The organism is Pseudomonas sp. (genome assembly GCF_030147005.1).
Classification (GTDB): domain Bacteria; phylum Pseudomonadota; class Gammaproteobacteria; order Pseudomonadales; family Pseudomonadaceae; genus Aquipseudomonas.
Map to the genome: position 1 here is coordinate 1 of NZ_JASLAW010000242.1, position 19,453 is coordinate 19,453.

Sequence of the window (19,453 nt, forward strand, 5' to 3'; positions counted from 1 at the left end):
TGCGTAGCAGTCCCATTTTTGGGGCCGCTTCGCGCCCCAACGGGAGCAAGCTCCCTCGCCACAGGTCGCAGGTTTTTCTGCTTTAGCGCTTAACTGACCGGCATTAGGGCTTGCCCGCGATGGGGCCCACAACCCCAGCGAAAACTCAGGGCTTGAGCGCCTTCTTCGGGTAGATGTCATAGCGGCTGGACTTGCCATCCAGGGCATGGCTCGGTTTGGGCCCGTCGATGCACGGTGCCTTGCGCGGGCGCTTGACCACCACGCGGTGGCTGGCCAGGGCCAGGGCAGCCGCGAGCAGGGCCGGTGCATCCGGGTCGTCGCCAACCAACGGCCGGAACAGGCGCATTTCCTTCTTCACCAGGGCGGTTTTCTCGCGATGCGGAAACATGGGGTCCAGGTAGATCACTTGGGGTGGCTCGCCCTGCCAATTGAGCATCACGTCGATGGAGTTGCCCTTGAGCAGCGTCATGCGCGCCACAATCGGCGCCACTTCAAAATCCTGCGCGGCGCGCGCCAGGCCGTCTTCGAGCAGGGCGCCGATCAACGGCTGGCGCTCGATCAGGCTCATCTCACAGCCCAGACTGGCCAGTACGAACGCATCCTTGCCCAAGCCCGCCGTGGCATCCAGCACGCGGGGACGCACGCCTTGGGCGATGCCCACGGCCTTGGCGATCATTTGCCCGCTGCCGCCGCCATATAAACGCCGGTGTGCCGCGCCGCCTTCGACAAAGTCGACCCGCACCGGCCCAGGTGCGTCGGGCCCGAGCTGTTGCAGCTGAAGGCCTTGTTCGCCGACTTGCAGGGAAAAACCCGCGTCCGCCACCGCTAGCGGCAAGCCCAGCAGCGACGCCCACTGCTCGGCGTGGGCCTGGAATCCTTCGGCCAAAGCCTCGACCCGAATGCGGCTGGCCGCTGGTTGTTCGCTCATCAATCGCTACGCTCGAAAATATTAAGGTTCGGCAAACACCGGCCGATAAAAACAACAGTCAGGTATTTTGCCAGAGCTGAGCGTCGACCGAGAAAAATGTCAGACATTCTCCCCCTAACTATCGGTGTACTGCCGACCCACAACCACTACGGCCTGCGCAATACTCAAGCGCTGGCCGGGGTGAGCCATGTGTGGCAGGACTTCTTCGCCCGCGCCCTGGCCGAGCAGCTCGGCGCTACGCCGGGCGCGCTTGCCGCCACGGCGCCTGCACCGAAAGATCCGGCGGTTGAGCCCAGCGAAGGCGCCGACCTGCTGGCGCAGATCCTCACCCAGCGTGAATGCGACGTGAAAGACACCGTGATCGCCCCGCCTGAGCCGCTGTTCCTGCCGATTGCCGAATTCGAGACCGAGTTGCTGCCACCCGCGGCGGCGCCATTCCCCGATGAAGAACTCATCGCCCAGCAACGTCAGCAGTCCTTCGAAAGCGGCTGGGTACGGCCGCTTGTCCTGAATGCGTGCCAACCCGTTGTTGAACCCGGCCCGGCGCCACAACCGCGTCCGCTGCATCTGCCGATTGCCGAGTTCGAGCTGGATTTGCTGCCGCCGGCCGCAACGCCATTCACTGAACAGGATTTGGCGGAGCAGCAGAAGGCCCTGGACTTCGACTACCACTGGGCACGCCCGCTGATCGCCAACAACCTGCGTCTGGCCGCCTGACCCTTAGCGGCACACCCACCAGCGCCCCATATCCAAATGAAAGTGGTTACGGTGCGCGGCGTTATAGTCAGGGCTCAACACCCCATTGAAAGCGTTACAGGCACCGTCACGCACCTGACGCAAAAACCGTGCATCCGCACCGTCTCCCTGCCAGCCCTTGAGCACACTGATGCTGCGCCCATCGGCCAGGCGAAACCCGGCGATATCCAAGGCATTGGCCGAGGCATGCTGGCTAAGTTGGCCTTGGGCGCGGTTGTAGATATTGCGACAAGCGAAACTGCCCAAGTGATCGACCCGCGTCACCGCTTGGCCGTATACCGCCTGAGCCGCCGGCTGCACGCTGTGGCGCTCGAACAATGCAAAGGCTACAGCCAATGGGCAACTGGCCAGAAAGCTGCTGCTTAAGCCAACCTCTGCGCCCTGTACCCGCAAGGTGTTGCGCAAGGGGCAGGCGGCGTCGGTGGATGAGTCTGCCTGACGGCTCACGCGCAACCCCGAGGTTTTCAACACCTGGTCGCACAAGCCGGGATCATCCTGCAGCCGCCCTAACTTGTAGCGAGTCAACAGGTTCGGGCTGGCGCGCACGTCCAGCGGCGCCCATGGGTTCCACTCATTCGGCAACGGCACCCAGCCCCGCCATACGCCCACGGCAACAGCGCCGCCGAGCAACAGCAACGCGCCCATCAAGGTGATCGACCGCACGGCTTAGCCCTTGAAGAATTGATTGGCTTGGTCGAACGGCATCTTGCGCTCGGTAAAGGTAAAGGTGCCCAACGCGTAAACTTCCTGCGCCGCCCGATAGAACTCACCATAGGCCGCCAGGGCCAAGGCCGAGCCCACGCTGATGCGACGCACGCCCAGTTCGTTCAACTGCGCGACGCTGAGGTTCAAGCCACCGGACATCAACACATTCGCAGGTTTGGGCGCGACGGCTTTGACGACCGCCAGCACTTCCTCGGCACTGCGCAGACCCGGCGCATACAGCACATCGGCGCCCGCCTCGGCGTAGGCTTGCAGGCGGCGGATGGTGTCGGGCAAATCCAGGCGGCCATGCAGGAGATTTTCTGCGCGAGCCGTCAGCGTGAACGCAAACCCCAGGCTGCGGGCAGCAGCAACGGCGGCCTCGACGCGCTCGACGGCGAGGTCGAAGGGGTAGATCGGATCGACCGCAACGCCCGTGGCGTCTTCAATGGAACCGCCGACGATACCGGTGGCGGCGGCGCGCAGAATGGTCTGGGCGCAACCTTCGGGGGTGTCGCTGAAGCCGTTCTCCAGGTCGGCGGCGACCGGCAGCGAAGTCGCCCGGGCGATGGTGCCGGCATTGCCCAGGGTGTCTTCCAGAGACAGCGCGCCTTCCGCATCCGGCCGCCCCAGGCTGAACGCAAAGCCCGCGCTGGTGGTGGCCAACGCTTCGAAGCCAAGGCTGGCAAGCATAATGGCCGAACCTGCATCCCACGGATTGGGCATTACAAAGGCGCGATCTCGCTGGTGCAGGGCTTTGAAGGCTTCGGCGCGAAGGGTTTGGGCATCCATGACTGACTCCTGGCGAGAAAAGGAGCCTTAGAGTAACCCCAGTTGCTGCGCCACGGGTTCTCGATGCAAGGTCGGCAACGGTGCGAGCCCTGGCAAACGCGCCATCAGCTGATCGTGAAAGCGCAGGGCCAACTGTGCGGCGAGGCGGTTATCCGAGGTGTGCAGGAACATATAGGGAGTGCGCCCCTCTTCGATCCAGCTGGCGATTTTTTCGACCCAGGGAATCAGGAACGGGTCGTTGGCTTCAAGCTCGGGATGCCCGATAAAGCGCACTTGAGGAAATTGAGTCAACGCTGCCGGCCGTGGGGGCACTTTGGGTTTTTTCGACTGGGCATGCAGCACGGCCGGCGAGGTGCAGGTGCAACTGAACAGTGCCCGCGGATCAAGGCAGATGCGTTCGACGCCACGGTCGCGCAACAGGCGGTTGAGCATGCGCTCGGCCTCGCCCTTGGCGAAGAACGCCTCGTGACGGACTTCAACAGCCAGCGGACGATCAATGCCGTCCAGGAATCCGGCCAGCTCACCGAGGCGTTGCGGTGTAAAAGCCTTTGACAGTTGCAGCCACAACGGCGAAATGCGTTCGCCCAAGGGGCTCATCAACCCGACAAAGCTTTCCGCCGCCGGCAATTGCTCGCGCAAGTCACCGCCATGGCTGATATCACCCGGGAATTTGGCGGTGAAGCGAAAGTCATCGGGCATGATTTCGGCCCAGCGCTGCACCGTGGCGGCCGAGGGGCGTGCGTAAAAGGTGGTGTTGCCTTCAACCGCGTTGAAGACCTGGGAATAGAGCCCGAGGTAATCGTTGGAGCGGGCGTCGGCCGGGTACAGGTACTCGCGCCAGGCGTTTTCACTCCAGGAGGGGCAGCCGATGTAGTAAGGCAGACGCATCAGATATGGATATCGAGACCCAGCACTTCCATATCCCATTCGACAAAGCCGGCGGTGGTCAGGTAGCTGGCCAGGGCGGTGGCAACGCTTTTGCTCATGGAACGGGGGAAGACCATGTCTTGCTGACGGGCCGGAAGACCGCTGATACGTGCTTGAGCGCCGGCCTGCGCATCGGACTGGACTTCAATGAAATCCGGCGAATCCTCGACGGACTCGTCTACCGTGACGTTGGCCTTTCGCGGCTTACGCTTGACGGGATAGGACTGTGAGGAAAATCCATCTATACGCATATATGCGAACTCGGTATCAGTGATGGCATTTTAGTGGCGACTTCCGTTGCGCGCAAATGCTCTGGTGATAACTAGAACACATATTTTGAAAAAGGTTTAAAAACCGGGGCAAATTCTGACGATTGGCGAAATTTGCCTCAAAATGCCATCATTTTTGGCGTCAAGTAATACCGCGTTCGGCCTTGGTTTGCGCGACCTTATCGCGCAAGTACACGGGCGCCGCCTGATCGGCTGGAATCGCTTCACCCCGCTCAAACGCAAACCGCGCCAAGGTCAGCAAATCCGCTGCATGAGGCAGCATCGTGGGGTCCTGGCCGGCCAGTTGGACGCCGATCCGCTCTCCATATCCCCAGCCGGTACCCGCCCCAAACCAGTCGCCGTCGGCATCTTCGGGCAATACCGATGATTCCGGTGCCTGCACGGCCTCCACGCCGATCAGGCGCATTTCACCGGCGCTCTCGCGGTAGCAGCCCCAATAGACTTCATCCATGCGCGCATCAATCGCCGCCGCCACTTGCGAGGCGCCATGCTCACGCAGCGCACGCTGAGCCAGTACGGCAAGGTTGGACACCGGCAATACCGGGCGCTCCAACGCAAATGCCAAGCCCTGCACCACGCCAATGGCAATGCGCACGCCGGTAAATGCGCCGGGGCCACGGCCAAACGCGATGGCGTCCACGGCCGCCAAGTGGGTGCCGGCGTCTTCCAGCAATTGCTTGATCATCGGCAACAGCTTTTGCGCGTGCAGGCGCGGGATCACCTCGTAGTGGCTGGTTACTTTGCCGTCGTGCAGCAAGGCAACGGAGCAAGCTTCAGTCGCGGTGTCCAGGGCCAGCAGGGTGCTCATGGGTGTGGGTGTCCAAATCGAAAAAAAGTGCGCCAGTATAAACAACAACGGCCCGCAAGCGGGCCGTTGTCAGTGCAGCCGATCAAAGCATCAGCTCAGTGCTTGCAGCACCTTGGCAGTGATTGCTTCCACGGAGCCAACGCCAGGGATATGGCTGTATTTCGGCTTGCCCTGCGCAGCGGACAGCTTCTGGTAAAAGTCCACCAGCGGCTTGGTCTGGGAATGGTAGACCGACAGGCGATGACGCACGGTTTCTTCGGTATCGTCCTTGCGCTGCACCAGGTCTTCACCGGTGACATCGTCCTTGCCAGCCACTTTGGGCGGGTTGTAGACGATGTGATACACGCGGCCAGAGCCTTCGTGCACGCGCCGACCGGCAATACGCTGGACGATCTCTTCGTCTTCAACGGCGATCTCGACCACGGCGTCCAACTCGACGCCCGCTTTCACCAGCGCTTCAGCCTGGGGAATGGTGCGCGGGAAGCCGTCGAACAGGAAACCGTTCTTGCAATCTTCCTGGCTGATGCGTTCCTTGACCAGGTTGATGATCAGGTCATCGGAGACCAGGCCGCCGCTGTCCATCACGCTCTTGGCGATCAGGCCCAGCTCGGTGCCCGCCTTGACGGCCGCGCGCAGCATGTCGCCGGTGGAGATTTGTGGAATGCCGAATTTTTCAGTGATGAACTTTGCCTGAGTACCTTTACCGGCCCCGGGAGCTCCCAGCAGAATGACGCGCATCGATGTGCTCCTCAATTTTTTATAGAGATGACGCTCGGATTCGCCGCGTGGGGCCAATCTCGTAAAAATGTGGTTCCAGGCCGATCAAACGGCCAAAGGCTGATCAAGATACACAGCGGGCCCTCACCATACAAGCCGCCCAAAGTAGGAGAAACCCGCACCAGGCAAGCGTCGGGTAAAGGGTTTGCCTGAGCGCAACCCACCCCCTCAAACAACGACCGCCCTTTTCAGGGCGGTCGTCGCGGTTCATCCGCAAGCCGTTGAGAACACGCGAAAAACCTCAGCCGGTGTTGCGCAAACCGGCGGCGATACCGGCTACGGACACCAGCAGCGCCTGTTCCAGAGGGCTGTCTTGCGCCGCTTCGCGTTGGCGAGAGCGTGCGAGCAATTCCGCCTGCAACAGATGCAAGGGGTCGAGGTAGGTGTTGCGCAGGCGGATGAACTCCAGGGTGTCCGGACTATGGGCCAACAGTTGCGACTGGCCGGTCAAGCCAAGCACCACCTTGCACGCCTGCGACAATAGGTCGCGTAAGTGCGCCCCCAATGGCAGCAGGTCGGGCTGCACCAGGCGCTCATCATATAGGCGGGCGATATCGGCATCGGCCTTGGCCAGTACCATTTCCAGCATATCGATGCGCGTGCGGAAGAACGGCCACTGCTCACGCATCTGCCCCAGCAACTCACCCTCGCCGCGCTCCAGGGCCTTGCTCAATGCCGCTTCCCAACCGAGCCAGGCGGGCAGCATCAAGCGGGTCTGGGTCCAGCCGAAGATCCAGGGAATGGCGCGCAAGCTTTCAATACCGCCGGCGCGTCGCTTGGCCGGGCGGCTGCCGAGCGGTAAACGTCCCAGCTCCTGCTCCGGTGTGGACTGGCGGAAATACTCGACGAATTGCGGATTTTCCCGCACCACCGCACGGTATGCGCTGACGCCGTCGGCCGCCAATTCGTCCATCAAATGACGCCACGCCGGCTGAGGCGGCGGCGGTGGCAACAACGTGGCTTCGAGTACTGCCGCCAGGTAGAGGTTGAGGTTCTGCTCGGCAATATCCGGCAGGCCAAACTTGAACCGGATCATCTCGCCTTGTTCGGTGGTGCGGAACCGCCCCGCCACCGAGCCCGGCGGCTGCGACAGGATCGCCGCATGCGCCGGGCCACCACCACGGCCCACGGTGCCACCACGACCGTGGAACAACAGCAATTCCACTTGCTGCTCACGGCAGATCTCCACCAGGCGTTCCTGTGCCCGGTACTGCGCCCAGGCCGCGGCGGTGGTGCCGGCATCCTTGGCCGAGTCCGAATAGCCGATCATCACTTCCTGCGGGCCTTGCAGCCGCGCGCGATAGTCCGGCAGCTGCAGCAGCCGCTCCATCACCGGCCCGGCGTTATCCAGGTCGGCGAGGGTTTCGAACAGCGGCACCACGCGCATCGGCCGCTGTACCCCCGATTCTTTGAGCAGCAGTTGCACCGCCAGCACATCCGAGGCGGCGCCGGCCATGGAGATCACATAGGAACCCAGCGACGCGGCCGGTGCGGCGGCGATTTCCCGGCAGGTGTTCAAGACTTCCGCGGTGTCCGGCGACGGCTCGAAATAACCCGGCAGCAGCGGTCGACGGTTGGTCAGCTCTGCAGTCAGGAAGCTGACGCGAGCGTCTTCGTCCCAGTCCTCATAACGCCCCAGGCCGAGGTAGTCGGTGATTTCGGTCATGGCTGACGAGTGCCGAGCGGAATCCTGGCGTACATCCAGGCGTACGAGGAACAGGCCAAACGTCACGGCGCGCCGCAGGCAGTCGAGCAACGGGCCATCGGCAATCACGCCCATGCCGCACTCATGCAGCGACTGATAGCACAGCTCCAGCGGACCGAGCAGGTCGCGATTGTCCTGCAACACCTGCGCCGGCGCCGGTGTATTGCCACTTAATGCGGCATGGGCCCACTGACGCGTGGCGCGCAGACGTTCGCGCAGTTGCTTGAGCAAGGCGCGGTAGGGTTCGACGCTCTCCCCCACCTGGGCTTGCAGCGCGGGGCTGGCCTGTTGCATGGACAGCTCGGAGGCGAGCTGGTCGATATCGCGCAAATACAAATCCGCCGCCATCCAGCGCGCCAGCAGCAGCACTTCACGGGTGACCGGCGCTGTGACATTCGGGTTGCCGTCACGGTCGCCGCCCATCCACGAAGCAAATCGAATCGGCGCGGCCGAAAGCGGCAGGCGCAAGCCGGTTGCGGCATGCAAGGCGTGGTCAGCTTTGCGCAGATAATTGGGAATAGCCTGCCACAATGAATGCTCGATGACCGCAAAGCCCCATTTGGCCTCGTCCACCGGCGTGGGCCGGATACGGCGAATTTCTTCGGTGTGCCAGGCCTCGGCGATCAGTCGCTGCAAGCGCTCACGGATCTGATCGCGCTCGGCGCCGGTGAGATCACGGTGGTCCTGCAACGCCAGTTGCGCGGCGATCGCATCGTACTTCTGGATAAGGGTACGGCGCGCGACCTCGGTGGGGTGGGCGGTGAGGACCAGCTCGATCTCCAGCTGCGCCAATTGGCGGGCCAGGGATTCATCGCTGTGGCCTTCGCTTTGCAGGCGGGCCAGCAACTGCGGCAACACGCGGGACTCGAAGGGCGCCGGCTGCGACTCATCGCGCCGGTGAATCAACTGGTACTGCTCGGCGATATTGGCCAGGTTGAGGAACTGGTTGAAGGCCCGTGCCACGGGCAGCAGTTCGTCTTCCTTGAGCTGATTCAAGCTCGTGCTGAGCTCATCGCCCGCGCCGCGCCGGTCAGCCTTGGCGCCTTTACGGATCTGCTCGATCTTGTCGAGAAAATCATCGCCGTATTGCTCTCGAATGGTGTTGCCCAACAGTTCACCCAGCAGGTGAACATCCTCACGCAAGCGTGCATCGATATCACTCATCAGCCAATCTCCAGCCAGAAATCCGGGACGCGCAGGGGGTCCAGAGTGCCGTCGGCGCCGGTTTCTGACAAGACACTTTAAACCTTGTCGCCTCCAGCTAGTCTCAACCTTGAGTCGCCGCGTTACGCACACCGGTGGCTGGTCACTCATTATTGAGGTTGCCATGAAAATTCGAGATCTGCCCCAGCACTGGGAAGAAACCGCCAAGGGTCGACTGACCGAAACTCACTATGCGATTCATCTGGATGTAGAAGCCGCCGCCAGGCTCGCCGCGCTTGCCGAGATGTACCCCAAGCGCCACACCGAAGAATTGCTCGGCGAACTGATCGGCGCCGCCCTTGAAGAGCTGGAAGCCAGCTTTCCCTACGTCAAGGGCCAACAAGTGATTGCCACCGACGAGGAAGGCGATCCGTTGTATGAAGACGTCGGGCCTACACCGCGTTTTCTGACGTTGTCGCGCCGCTATCTGCACGATTTATCAGCGAGCGCAGACGAGCAGAAACACTGATCCCCTCTGCAACGACGTTAATTTAACCCTTGTATTTCGGGCCTCTGGGTGGCTCGGAATACCGTTGCGCATGGCAAAAGTTCCAATTTTCCAATGCTGACCGTTTAGTCAGATATTTTTTTAGGCAAATCGCCAGCTACGCTGAACTTTTGAAAAAAGCCTCCGGTCACAGCCAGTAAGCCATCACTTGGAACGCTCGTTTGAACTGGCGTCATGAGCTTTATCGCCGGGCCCGCAAACGAACACCAAGATGGATTTTGATGTTTTTCAGGAGTTATCCAATGGAGTTGAAGACGATGAAGACCAGCACTGCCAAATCCTCGTTTAACCACCTGCGCGGGCTTAAATTGGCCGCGCTGGCAATCGGCACCAGCTTCGTTCTGGCTGGTTGCGCCGGTAACCCGCCGACCGAGCAGTACGCAGTGACCCAGTCTGCGGTCAACAGCGCGGTCAGCGCCGGCGGTACCGAGTTCGCAGCCGTTGAAATGAAGTCGGCCCAGGACAAGCTCAAAGAAGCCGAAATCGCGATGCACGACAAGAACTACGAAAAAGCTCGTCAGTTGGCTGAACAAGCCGAGTGGGACGCTCGTGTTGCTGAGCGTAAAGCCCAGGCTGCCAAGGCCGAGCAAGCGGTCAAGGATTCCCAGAAAGCAGTTGACGAGTTGCGTAAGGAAGGCATGCGCCCGGCTGCTATCCAGCAGAAGTAAGCCGCTGCCCCTTGAATGCATCGCACCTGATATCGAATTGAAAGGACGACACGACTATGCGTAAACAATTGATGATCCCTGCCCTGTTGGCGATGAGCGTTGCCCTGGCAGCCTGCTCCACCCCGCCTAACGCGAATCTGGAAAACGCACGGACCAACTTCACGGCCCTGCAAACCAACCCGCAAGCCACCAAGCTCGCGGCGCTGGAAACCAAAGACGCCAGCGAGTGGCTGGACAAGGCCGACAAGGCCTACCGCGACAAGGAAGACGAGAAGAAGGTCGACCAACTGGCCTACCTGACCAACCAGCGCGTGGAAGTGGCGAAAGACACCATTTCCTTGCGTGAGTCGGAAGCCAAGCTGAAAAACGCCGGCGACGAACGTGCCCGCGCCCTGCTGGACGCCCGTGACGCGCAGATCAAGCAACTGCAAAACAGCTTGAACGCCAAGCAAACCGAGCGCGGCACCCTGGTGACCTTCGGTGACGTGTTGTTCGCGACTAACAAGTCCGACCTGAAGTCCAGCGGCCTGGTGAATATCACCAAGCTGGCTCAGTTCCTGCGCGACAACCCGGACCGTAAAGTGATCGTCGAAGGCTACACCGACAGCACCGGTTCCGACTCGTACAACCAGAGCCTGTCGGAGCGCCGTGCGGCTTCCGTACAGCGTGCACTGGCACAGCAAGGCGTGGATATTTCGCGCATCGTGACCCAGGGCTACGGCAAGGAATACCCGGTTGCCGATAACGGCAGCGTATCGGGCCGTGCGATGAACCGCCGCGTTGAAGTCACCATCTCCAACGACAACCAGCCGGTCAAGCCACGTTCTTCCGTGGCTAACTGATTGATTGAAGCGGCATAAAAAAACCCACCTCACGGTGGGTTTTTTTTGGGTTCGTCAAACTGGATGGTGCGGTGAGTATCGTCGGCAGGCATTTCGATTTTGGAGCTATAAGCATTCTGTGACAGCTTATCCATCAATTGCTTGAGTTCATCTTCCTCGGCGTCTCGCCGCTCCAGCGCTTCATGTCCCCTGGCCATGTCCAACATGTTGCGTATTGCAGCAATAGTTATCGCCACAGTCTTGGCCCCGCTTTGTGTAAATTACATCGCTGTCTGTGGCATCTGGCGCGATACGGTTCCAGACATTCGCGTCAAGAGCGATGGCAGGTCGCTTGATGCACCCTGAAAAACCGCCAATGAAGGCGGTTTATCTGAATGCACCCATCAGAAGCCGACGGGGCCCGTACCTTGCGATTGCGGAGGCTGGATTTGGCGCTGGCCCTGATTCTGACCGCCGCTTTGGCCATCCTGTGCGCCCTGACCGCCCTGCGCACCGCCAGCCTTCTGTGCGAGCAGCCTCTTCAGCAGTTCTTCCAATGCCTTGAGGGGATCTTCCCCACCAGCACCACTGTTCCCCTGGTTTTCCTGAAGGCCTTTTGATTGAAGTTCCTGAATCTTGTTTTTCAGCTCTTGAATCTGCTGGTCCAGGCCTTTCTGAGAGCTCCCCTGGCTATTGCCGGCGTTTCCCACACCGCCCATGCCGCCGCCAATGCCACCGATGTGCGCGCCACCCGATATTGCGTTGATTCCTGCCATGAACGCTAACTCCAACCGTCAATAAATGGACTGAGCAGCCTTGCCGATCAGTCCATGATCTGTGGTGGGTGAGTCAGGATGGTTCCGCTCAGTCGAGCGGCTGAAGGGGGGTCAAATCAATAATCTGCACGGATACCGGCACTTTTCCACGGCGCGGAAGCTATCGCTCACTGCTGCAATTGCGGGGTTTCTTGCCCCATGCAACGCACTGCCTGCTTCTTGCTGTTTACCAGTACGCCGCTCAGGCCTTTCTGGTCGGTATCGAACATCACCAGTACGCCATCCACGCACTGCGCCACTTGAGAGGCCGGGGTCAGTGAGACTTTGTAGTCCTCGCCGGGCACGGTCTTGAGCATTGTGAACTCGCTGAGCAACAACGCGTCTTCCGGCTTGGCGAAGTGCAGGTAGCCGTAGTACCACAGGCAACCGACAGTACCGATGATGGTGCCGATGCCGGTGAGAATCAGCGGGATCATGTTGCGCTCTTCACTCATTACGGGCTCTCTGATGGGTCAGCTTGTTGAATGGGATAATTCGGAATCTCGCCGAGACGACGCAGGCCGTTGAAATGCAGCGGGTCGTCCAGGTAACGCAGCATCACGGTTTGCCAGGTCTTGTCGGCAAACGTCTGCACATGGCCACCTCGTGTCAATTGCAGCACCCTGGGCGGTGGCGCCGCTTGGTACAGGCGGATACCGTTGGACACGGGTACGATCGGATCATCCAGGCTGTGAAACAGCAACTTGGGCACGCCAGTCAGTCGGGGCATGGCGTTGATCGCGCTGTCGCCATCGGGCACCAGCCATGACAGAGGTACCTGCAACGGCCAGGTTAACCAGGATGTGCTCAGGGCGAATTGTCCTACGTCACGATAACTGGCCGGCACCCCATCCAACACCAACGCCTTGAGCTGGGACTGACGCTCGGGGTGAGCCGCCAGATAATGCACCGCCAGCGCGCCGCCCAGGCTCTGGCCAAGGACGATCAGTGGCTGGCCACGGGCTTCGGGCGCGTTATCCAGCCAGCTGAAAGCGGCGTCCACGTCCTGATAGATTGCCGGCAATGACGGCTTGCCTTCGGAGAGCCCATAGCCCCGATAGTCCAGTAACAGTACTTGGTAGCCCTGCTCCGGCAACCACCAACTACCGCCCAGATGCCAGGCCAGGTTGCCGCCGTTGCCGTGCAGGTGCAGCACGGTGCCTTTGAGCGGCACGCCAGGCTTGGCCGGCAGCCACCAGGCGTGCAGCTTCACGCCGTCGGCGGTGGTGAGGGTGACGTCGCGATACGCCAGGTGGGCTTTTTCCGGCGTGAACGGCAGGCCGGGCTCCGGGTAGAACAGCAGGGAACTGCAGCCGTTCAATGTGAGTAGCAGGCAAAGAATGCCGAGGATTCTCATCCGTTGAAGCCTCGTGGGTGAGTTGAATAGATGAAGATTGAAGTCGGAAGCTGGGAGCTGGAAGCTGGCCTGCCTGCTCCCCACAGGTTGATCGGTTTCGTCGCGTCCTTACAGGATATTGGAGTAGTCCGCCTCGATCCGGTCCAGGCTCAAATGGTTGAGGAAGTTGGAAAAGCACATCCACGCCGCCAGTGCGTTCATGTCGCGGAACTGTTCGGGCAGGTATTTGGGCGGCACCACCAAGCCTTCATCGACCAGTTGACGCAAGGTGCGCATGTCTTCGAGCGTGGTCTTGCCGCAGAACAATAACGGCACTTGTTCCAGCTTGCCCTTGCGCACAGCTAACTGGATGTAGTTGTAGACCATGATAAAGCCCTTGAGGTAGGACAGATCCTTGGTAAACGGCAAGCCCGTGGGCACCGAGCCACGGAACACCCGACTGGCATTGCCGTAGCTTTCCGCCATCTCAAAGCCTTGCTCGCGGAAGAACTCGAACACCTGCAGGAAATCAGCGCCCTCCTCCACCATATGAATGGCGCGGGTGCGGTTGGTCAGTTTGCGCAGCCGGCTGGGGTAGGAGGCGAAGGTGATGATCTCCATCAGGATCGCCAGGCCTTCCTGGGTCACGGTGGACGACGGCGGCCCCTTGGACAGGAACGTGCAGATCGGCTGGTTCTGGCCATTGAGGGTGGTGCCCACATGCACCAGGCCTTCATGCACTTCCAGAGCGCGCACGTCACGGTCGTTGAACATCGCATCGGCGCGGATCTTGATGTAGTCGGCGCCCGCCGCCGCGTCGGCGACGATGCCATCGGATTCGAACACACGAATCGTTTCTTCAGCCTCGCCGAACACCTTGTTCAAGCGCGTCTGCAGCAAGGCGACGGCGTCCTTGGCGGTCAAGGTCTTGGCTTCGTCCTTGAGGTCGCCACGGCCGTCGATATTGTTCAGGTAGTCCGAGAGCATCAGGCCCAGGTCTGCCAGGGTCGGGTCGCCGGCGTGGAAGGCGTCTGAAGCGGCGCCGTAGAGTTCCTGGGAGATCAGGCCGAAATCCTCGGTGCCACGGGCTTCAAGCATACGCACCACCATGCGGTACTCGCGGCACATACGGCGCATGATCTGCCCCACCGGGCTGAACTGGCCGAGGCGGCGGGTGATATCGCGCTCGATGTTCTGGAATTCCAGCTTGACCGCGCTGGAGTCGAACGACAACGGTCGGTTCAGGTAGTAATCGCGATCCACGGCGGGCATGGCCTTGCCCTTGGCCTTGAGAAAGCCCTGGCGAATATTCTCGTCCCACTTCACGGCGTCGAGGACGCGGATCGGCGTTTGCGCCAGCACAATGCGATCGGACAAGGTGCGTATCGTCTGCTGGTAATCGTCCACCGGTGCTTCCTCTTTAAACGTGGCCTTTATCGAACATCCCTGGTTATCAAACCGAGGCTAACACCAGGTGCATGTAACGCTTGAGTATCTCCAGCATCTCATCACCGGTCAGAGGCTCTGCGCTGCCCAACAAGCCCTGATATTCCATCCGACTGATAATCGCCGTCAACACCTTGGCATCCTGTTGCGGCTCGCGCGAGCCCAACACCTGGAAAAACTGCCCGGTGCCTTGCAGCAGGATCTGTTGGTGGGAGCGTACCAGTTCGGCAAGACGCGGGTTCAACAACGCTTCCTGGCGGAAGGCCTGCTCGGCCATCAGGTATTCGCGGCGGTTGGCCAGTTGGCGCTGCACATAGTCGGCGGTCAGCCGGGCAATGTCATCAGCCAGTTGCGAGCGCGACGCCGGGCTGCCATCGCCGTAGGCGACCATTTCGCGCAGCAGGCCTTCGTTGCGCACCCACAGCTTGCCCATGAAGGCAGCGCTGCGTTCCACGTATTGGGCGAAGGTGTCGGTGAGCAGGTCATCGATGTCTTTGAAGTAGTAGGTGGTCGCCGACAACGGCACCCCGGCCTCCGTCGCCACGGCCCGGTGGCGCACGGCACGTACCCCGTCGCGCACCACGATGCGCATGGCCGCATCGAGAATGTCCTGCCGGCGTTGCTCACTGCCACGGCGGCTGGCCTTGCGGCCTTGGTACTGGACGCTTTCAGCCACGGCAGCGGCAATGCCGGCGGCGCCTTCTTGAGCCATTACGCGGTTCACCACACACATCCTTGAATAGAACAAAACCTGGCGTCGTTTGCTTGACGCTGGCACACGCCACATAAAAAAGCCGCCTTATAAAAGGCGGCTTCGGATTTCGCTACGGTTACGCTTCTGGCCGCATGTGCGGGAACAAGATCACATCGCGGATCGACGGCGAGTTGGTCAACAGCATCACCAGGCGGTCGATGCCGATACCTTCACCGGCGGTTGGCGGCATGCCGTACTCCAGGGCACGCACGAAGTCGGCGTCGTAGTGCATGGCCTCGTCATCACCGGCGTCCTTGTCGGCCACCTGGGCCATGAAACGTTCGGCCTGGTCTTCCGCGTCGTTGAGCTCGGAGTAAGCGTTGGCGAGTTCGCGGCCACCGATGAACAGTTCGAAACGGTCGGTAACGTTCGGGTTGTCATCGTTGCGACGGGCCAGCGGCGACACTTCGAACGGGTACTGGGTAATGAAGTGCGGCTGTTCCAGCTTGTGCTCCACCAGTTCTTCGAAAATCATCACCTGCAGTTTGCCCACGCCTTCGAAGCCCAGCACCTTGGCGCCGGCTTTCTTGGCGATGGCACGGGCCTTGTCGATGTCGTTGAGATCATCGGCGGTCAGCTCAGGGTTGTACTTTAGGATCGAGTCGAACACGGACAGGCGCACGAACGGCTCGCCGAAGTGGAAGACCTTGTCGCCGTATGGCACGTCGGTGCTGCCCAGCACGAGCTGCGCCAGCTCGCGGAACAGTTCTTCGGTGAGGTCCATGTTGTCTTCGTAGTCGGCGTAGGCCTGGTAGAACTCCAACATGGTGAATTCAGGGTTGTGCCGGGTCGAGACGCCTTCGTTACGGAAGTTGCGGTTGATCTCGAACACCTTCTCGAACCCACCGACCACCAGGCGCTTGAGGTACAGCTCCGGCGCGATGCGCAGGAACATGGGCAGGTCCAGCGCGTTGTGGTGGGTTTCGAACGGCTTGGCGGCGGCACCACCGGGGATGGTTTGCAGCATCGGCGTTTCGACTTCCAGGAAGTCGCGTGCCGCCAGGAAGCTGCGGATGTGGGCGATGACCTGCGAACGCACGCGGAAGGTCTGGCGCACGTCTTCGTTGACGATCAGGTCAACGTAGCGCTGGCGGTAGCGCTGCTCGGTGTCGGTCAGGCCGTGGTGCTTGTCCGGCAGCGGGCGCAGCGACTTGGTCAGCAGGCGTACGTTGGTCATTTCGACGTACAGGTCGCCTTTGCCGGAACGGGCCAGGGTGCCTTCGGCTGCAATGATGTCGCCCATGTCCCAGGTTTTCACCGAGGCCAGGGTTTCTTCGGAAAGGGTTTTGCGGTTGACGTAGACCTGGATACGCCCGGTCATGTCCTGGATCACCATGAACGAGCCACGGTTGAGCATGATACGACCCGCCACTTTGACCGGGATCGCCGCTTCTGCCAGCTCTTCCTTGGTCTTGTCCGCGTACTGTTTCTGCAGGGCATCGCAGTAGTTGTCGCGGCGGAAGTCGTTGGGGAAGGCGTTACCCTTGGCGCGCTCGGCAGCAAGCTTTTCCTTGCGCAGGGCGATCAGGGAGTTTTCTTCCTGTTGCAGGGCTTGCGGGTCGAGTTGTTGGTCGCTCATGTCTTTAAATTTTCCATCAGGTTCGTTGCCCCCAGCCTTCGGCTGAGGATCGCGGGCAAGCCCGCTCCCACAGAGGGTGTTACAGGCCGGATTTCAGGCTGGCTTCCAGGTATTCGTCGATATCACCGTCGAGCACCTTGTCGCAGTCGCTGCGTTCGATGTTAGTGCGCAAATCCTTGATTCGCGACGCATCGAGCACATAAGAACGGATCTGGTGCCCCCAGCCGATATCCGACTTGGTGTCTTCCAGCGCCTGGGAAGCGGCGTTGCGCTTCTGCATTTCCTGCTCGTACAACTTGGCCCGCAGCATTTTCATGGCGGTGTCCTTGTTCGCGTGCTGGGAACGCTCGTTCTGGCAGCTGACCACGGTGTTGGTCGGTACGTGAGTGATACGCACGGCCGAGTCGGTGGTGTTTACGTGCTGACCACCGGCGCCGGAGGAGCGGTAGGTGTCGATGCGCAGGTCGGCCGGGTTGATCTCGATTTCCACCTTGTCGTCGATCTCTGGCGAGACGAAAACAGCGGAGAACGAAGTATGGCGACGGTTACCGGAGTCGAACGGGCTCTTGCGCACCAGGCGGTGTACGCCGATCTCGGTACGCAACCAGCCAAAGGCGTATTCCCCTTTGATGTGCACGGTCGCGCCCTTGATACCGGCGACTTCACCGGCGGACAGCTCCATGATGGTCGCCTCGAAACCGCGTTTGTCCGCCCAGCGCAGGTACATGCGCAGCAGGATGTTGGCCCAGTCCTGGGCTTCGGTGCCGCCGGAACCGGCCTGGATGTCCAGGTAGGCGTTGTTCGGGTCCATTTCATGGCTGAACATACGGCGAAATTCAAGCTTGGCGAGGTTTTCCTCGAGACGGGCCAGCTCGGCGACGATATCGCCCACTGCGCCTTCGTCGTCTTCTTCGACGGCCATGTCCAGCAGGTCGCGGCAATCGGCCAGGCCGGTGTTCAGTTCGTCGAGCGTCTCGACGATCTGCGCCAGCGCAGCGCGCTCGCGGCCCAGTTCCTGGGCGTACTCAGGTTTGTTCCAGACACTCGGATCTTCAAGCTCGCGATTGACTTCGGTCAGACGCTCATGCTTTTGATCGTAGTCAAAGATACCCCCGAATAGTTTCGGAGCGCTCGGACAGGTCCTTGATGGTGTTAAGGATCGGGTTGATTTCCATGGCGGGCAGCACTCGTTGGCGAACTTTTGAAAGCCGGCGAGTATAACGGCAAACGGCTGGAAACGGCAGTCCACTTGGCCGAAAAGGCCAGCGTTGTACACAATCTCCCAGTCAATATGGGGGCTGGCTTTCCGGCGATAGCGGTCCGTTGGTACTGTAAAAGCGCAACCCATAGCGGCCGTTACCTAAGCAACGGACATGCACTCAGGCCGCCTTCGCAGGCAAGCCTGCTGCCACAGTGGATTGCGGGGCGCCAGGCAGACAGCGACGGGCTGCCGGGCCGCCACGGGAGCAAGTTCCCTCGCCACAGGTTAAGCGCCGCATCCAACGTTGTGCGGATACCTATGGCTATCGCAGGCAAGCCAGCCCCACAGAGGCTCGGGATTGCTTGCGATTATTCGATACCGACCTGATTACGCCCATTGTGCTTGGCGGTGTACAGGCCTTTGTCCGCCGCCATGATCAACTGGCGGCAATCGGTCCCCTGCACCGGCGTCAAGGTCGACAAGCCAATGCTGATGGTCAGGCTCGAACCTTCAGACGGCGCGATATGCGGGATTTTCAGGGCGGCCACCGCCATGCGCAGTTTTTCCGCGACCAGCCGTGCACCGCCCGGCGAGGTATTGGGCAGCACCAACGCAAACTCCTCACCGCCGTAACGCGCCGGCAGGTCCGAAGGGCGACTGCTGGCTTGGCGGATGGTCTCGGCGACTTTGCGCAGGGCCTCGTCACCTTCGACGTGACCGAAGCTGTCGTTGAATGTCTTGAAGAAATCCACGTCGATCATCAGCAAGGAGAGCTGGGTCTGGTCGCGCATGGCACGGCGCCATTCCAGTTCCAGGTATTCGTCGAAGTGACGGCGATTGGACAGCCCGGTCAGGCCATCGGAGTTCATCAACCTTTGCAGCACCAGGTTGGTGTCCAGCAACTGTTGCTGGCTGACCCGCAGCGCGCGGTAGGCGGCGTCGCGCTGCAACAGCGTCATGTAGGAACGCGAGTGATAGCGAATGCGCGCCGCCAGTTCGATGTTGTCCGGCAGCTTGACCAGGTAATCGTTGGCCCCGGCGGCAAAGGCTGCGCTCTTGATCAGCGGGTCTTCCTTGGTGGAAAGCACGATGATCGGGATATTCGCCGTGGCCGGGTGGTTGCGGTATTCGCGTACCAGGGTCAGGCCGTCAAGGCCGGGCATCACCAGGTCTTGCAGGATCACCGTCGGCTTGATGCGAATCGCCTGGGCAATCGCCTGGTGCGGGTCGGCGCAAAAGTGGAAGTCGATGTTTTCTTCATGGGCCAGGCCGCGCCGCACGGCTTCGCCGATCATGGCCTGGTCGTCGACCAGCAGCACCATGGCGGCGAAGCCGTGCGGCGCGGCCTGGCCCATGAAGAAAACATCGACTTCCACTTTTGCGCCGACCCGCACCAGGCGATTGCCCAGGCGATTCGCATCAAGCCGACGGTGATCC

General features: G+C 60.9%; 21 protein-coding genes. 4 read left to right on the forward strand and 17 right to left on the reverse strand.

Annotated elements, in window-relative coordinates:
* Positions 1–145: 145 nt before the first annotated feature.
* Positions 146–928 carry a class I SAM-dependent methyltransferase gene (locus Q1V60_RS22665; RefSeq protein ID WP_300635008.1) on the reverse strand — a complete coding sequence of 261 codons (783 nt, stop codon included), beginning with the start codon at positions 926–928 and terminating at the stop codon, positions 146–148.
* 96 nt (positions 929–1,024) lie between these two features.
* Here Q1V60_RS22665 and Q1V60_RS22670 point away from each other — a divergent pair, with 96 nt between their 5' ends.
* Positions 1,025–1,645: an energy transducer TonB gene (locus tag Q1V60_RS22670; RefSeq protein WP_300635009.1), complete on the forward strand. Its 621-nt coding sequence runs from the start codon at positions 1,025–1,027 to the stop codon at positions 1,643–1,645.
* Between the two features lie 3 nt (positions 1,646–1,648).
* Here the strand turns inward: Q1V60_RS22670 and Q1V60_RS22675 are convergent, their stop codons facing one another.
* From Q1V60_RS22675 to ppc, 7 genes are all read right to left on the reverse strand, one after another.
* The gene (locus Q1V60_RS22675; protein ID WP_300635010.1) at positions 1,649–2,347 is read right to left on the reverse strand and encodes an extensin family protein; all 699 of its coding nucleotides are present in this window, start codon (positions 2,345–2,347) and stop codon (positions 1,649–1,651) included.
* A gap of 3 nt (positions 2,348–2,350) precedes the next feature.
* On the reverse strand, positions 2,351–3,178 hold the full coding sequence (locus Q1V60_RS22680; RefSeq protein WP_300635011.1) for an isocitrate lyase/phosphoenolpyruvate mutase family protein: 828 nt from the start codon (positions 3,176–3,178) through the stop codon (positions 2,351–2,353).
* Positions 3,179–3,205: 27 nt separating this feature from the next.
* Entirely contained in the window at positions 3,206–4,066 is an 861-nt protein-coding gene (locus tag Q1V60_RS22685; protein WP_300635013.1) for a DUF72 domain-containing protein, read from the reverse strand.
* On the reverse strand, positions 4,066–4,356 hold the full coding sequence (locus Q1V60_RS22690) for a hypothetical protein (RefSeq protein ID WP_300635015.1): 291 nt from the start codon (positions 4,354–4,356) through the stop codon (positions 4,066–4,068). The genes Q1V60_RS22685 and Q1V60_RS22690 overlap by 1 nt, the downstream gene beginning before the upstream one ends.
* A 160-nt stretch (positions 4,357–4,516) precedes the next feature.
* Complete coding sequence (gene tsaB, locus Q1V60_RS22695; protein WP_300635017.1) at positions 4,517–5,203, reverse strand: tRNA (adenosine(37)-N6)-threonylcarbamoyltransferase complex dimerization subunit type 1 TsaB; 687 nt, start codon at positions 5,201–5,203, stop codon at positions 4,517–4,519.
* A 90-nt stretch (positions 5,204–5,293) separates the two neighbouring features.
* Positions 5,294–5,941, reverse strand: a complete 648-nt coding sequence (gene adk, locus Q1V60_RS22700; protein ID WP_124369856.1) for an adenylate kinase — start codon at positions 5,939–5,941, stop codon at positions 5,294–5,296.
* 280 nt (positions 5,942–6,221) lie between these two features.
* Complete coding sequence (ppc, locus tag Q1V60_RS22705) at positions 6,222–8,849, reverse strand: phosphoenolpyruvate carboxylase (RefSeq protein WP_300635019.1); 2,628 nt, start codon at positions 8,847–8,849, stop codon at positions 6,222–6,224.
* Between the two features lie 163 nt (positions 8,850–9,012).
* Between ppc and Q1V60_RS22710 the strand changes: the two genes are divergently transcribed.
* The 3 genes from Q1V60_RS22710 to Q1V60_RS22720 all read left to right on the forward strand — a co-directional run bounded on the left by Q1V60_RS22710 (position 9,013) and on the right by Q1V60_RS22720 (position 10,906).
* A complete protein-coding gene (locus Q1V60_RS22710; RefSeq protein WP_300635021.1) occupies positions 9,013–9,357 on the forward strand; it encodes a pilin assembly protein in 345 nt (114 codons plus the stop codon).
* A gap of 281 nt (positions 9,358–9,638) precedes the next feature.
* Entirely contained in the window at positions 9,639–10,064 is a 426-nt protein-coding gene (locus Q1V60_RS22715) for a DUF4398 domain-containing protein (RefSeq protein WP_300635023.1), read from the forward strand.
* Between the two features lie 56 nt (positions 10,065–10,120).
* Complete coding sequence (locus Q1V60_RS22720; RefSeq protein WP_300635025.1) at positions 10,121–10,906, forward strand: OmpA family protein; 786 nt, start codon at positions 10,121–10,123, stop codon at positions 10,904–10,906.
* A gap of 29 nt (positions 10,907–10,935) precedes the next feature.
* Here the strand turns inward: Q1V60_RS22720 and Q1V60_RS22725 are convergent, their stop codons facing one another.
* The 9 genes from Q1V60_RS22725 to Q1V60_RS22765 form a co-directional block, all read right to left on the reverse strand.
* Entirely contained in the window at positions 10,936–11,112 is a 177-nt protein-coding gene (locus tag Q1V60_RS22725) for a hypothetical protein (RefSeq protein ID WP_300635027.1), read from the reverse strand.
* 177 nt (positions 11,113–11,289) lie between these two features.
* Positions 11,290–11,661, reverse strand: a complete 372-nt coding sequence (locus Q1V60_RS22730) for a hypothetical protein (protein WP_300635029.1) — start codon at positions 11,659–11,661, stop codon at positions 11,290–11,292.
* 167 nt (positions 11,662–11,828) lie between these two features.
* On the reverse strand, positions 11,829–12,155 hold the full coding sequence (locus Q1V60_RS22735) for a hypothetical protein (RefSeq protein ID WP_300635031.1): 327 nt from the start codon (positions 12,153–12,155) through the stop codon (positions 11,829–11,831).
* Entirely contained in the window at positions 12,155–13,057 is a 903-nt protein-coding gene (locus Q1V60_RS22740) for an alpha/beta hydrolase (protein WP_300635033.1), read from the reverse strand. The genes Q1V60_RS22735 and Q1V60_RS22740 overlap by 1 nt, the downstream gene beginning before the upstream one ends.
* A gap of 108 nt (positions 13,058–13,165) precedes the next feature.
* A complete protein-coding gene (locus Q1V60_RS22745) occupies positions 13,166–14,443 on the reverse strand; it encodes a flavohemoglobin expression-modulating QEGLA motif protein (RefSeq protein ID WP_124361575.1) in 1,278 nt (425 codons plus the stop codon).
* A gap of 46 nt (positions 14,444–14,489) precedes the next feature.
* Positions 14,490–15,206, reverse strand: coding sequence for a TetR family transcriptional regulator (locus Q1V60_RS22750; RefSeq protein WP_300635036.1), 717 nt, complete (start codon positions 15,204–15,206; stop codon positions 14,490–14,492).
* A 106-nt stretch (positions 15,207–15,312) separates the two neighbouring features.
* Positions 15,313–16,815, reverse strand: a complete 1,503-nt coding sequence (gene lysS, locus Q1V60_RS22755) for a lysine--tRNA ligase (protein ID WP_300635038.1) — start codon at positions 16,813–16,815, stop codon at positions 15,313–15,315.
* A gap of 79 nt (positions 16,816–16,894) precedes the next feature.
* A protein-coding gene (gene prfB / locus Q1V60_RS22760; protein WP_300635040.1) for a peptide chain release factor 2 occupies positions 16,895–17,990 on the reverse strand; the annotation gives its coding sequence in 2 pieces (ribosomal slippage) (positions 16,895–17,917 and positions 17,919–17,990; 1,095 coding nt in all).
* Between the two features lie 394 nt (positions 17,991–18,384).
* Entirely contained in the window at positions 18,385–19,338 is a 954-nt protein-coding gene (locus Q1V60_RS22765) for a PleD family two-component system response regulator (RefSeq protein WP_300635042.1), read from the reverse strand.
* Positions 19,339–19,453 lie beyond the last annotated feature (115 nt).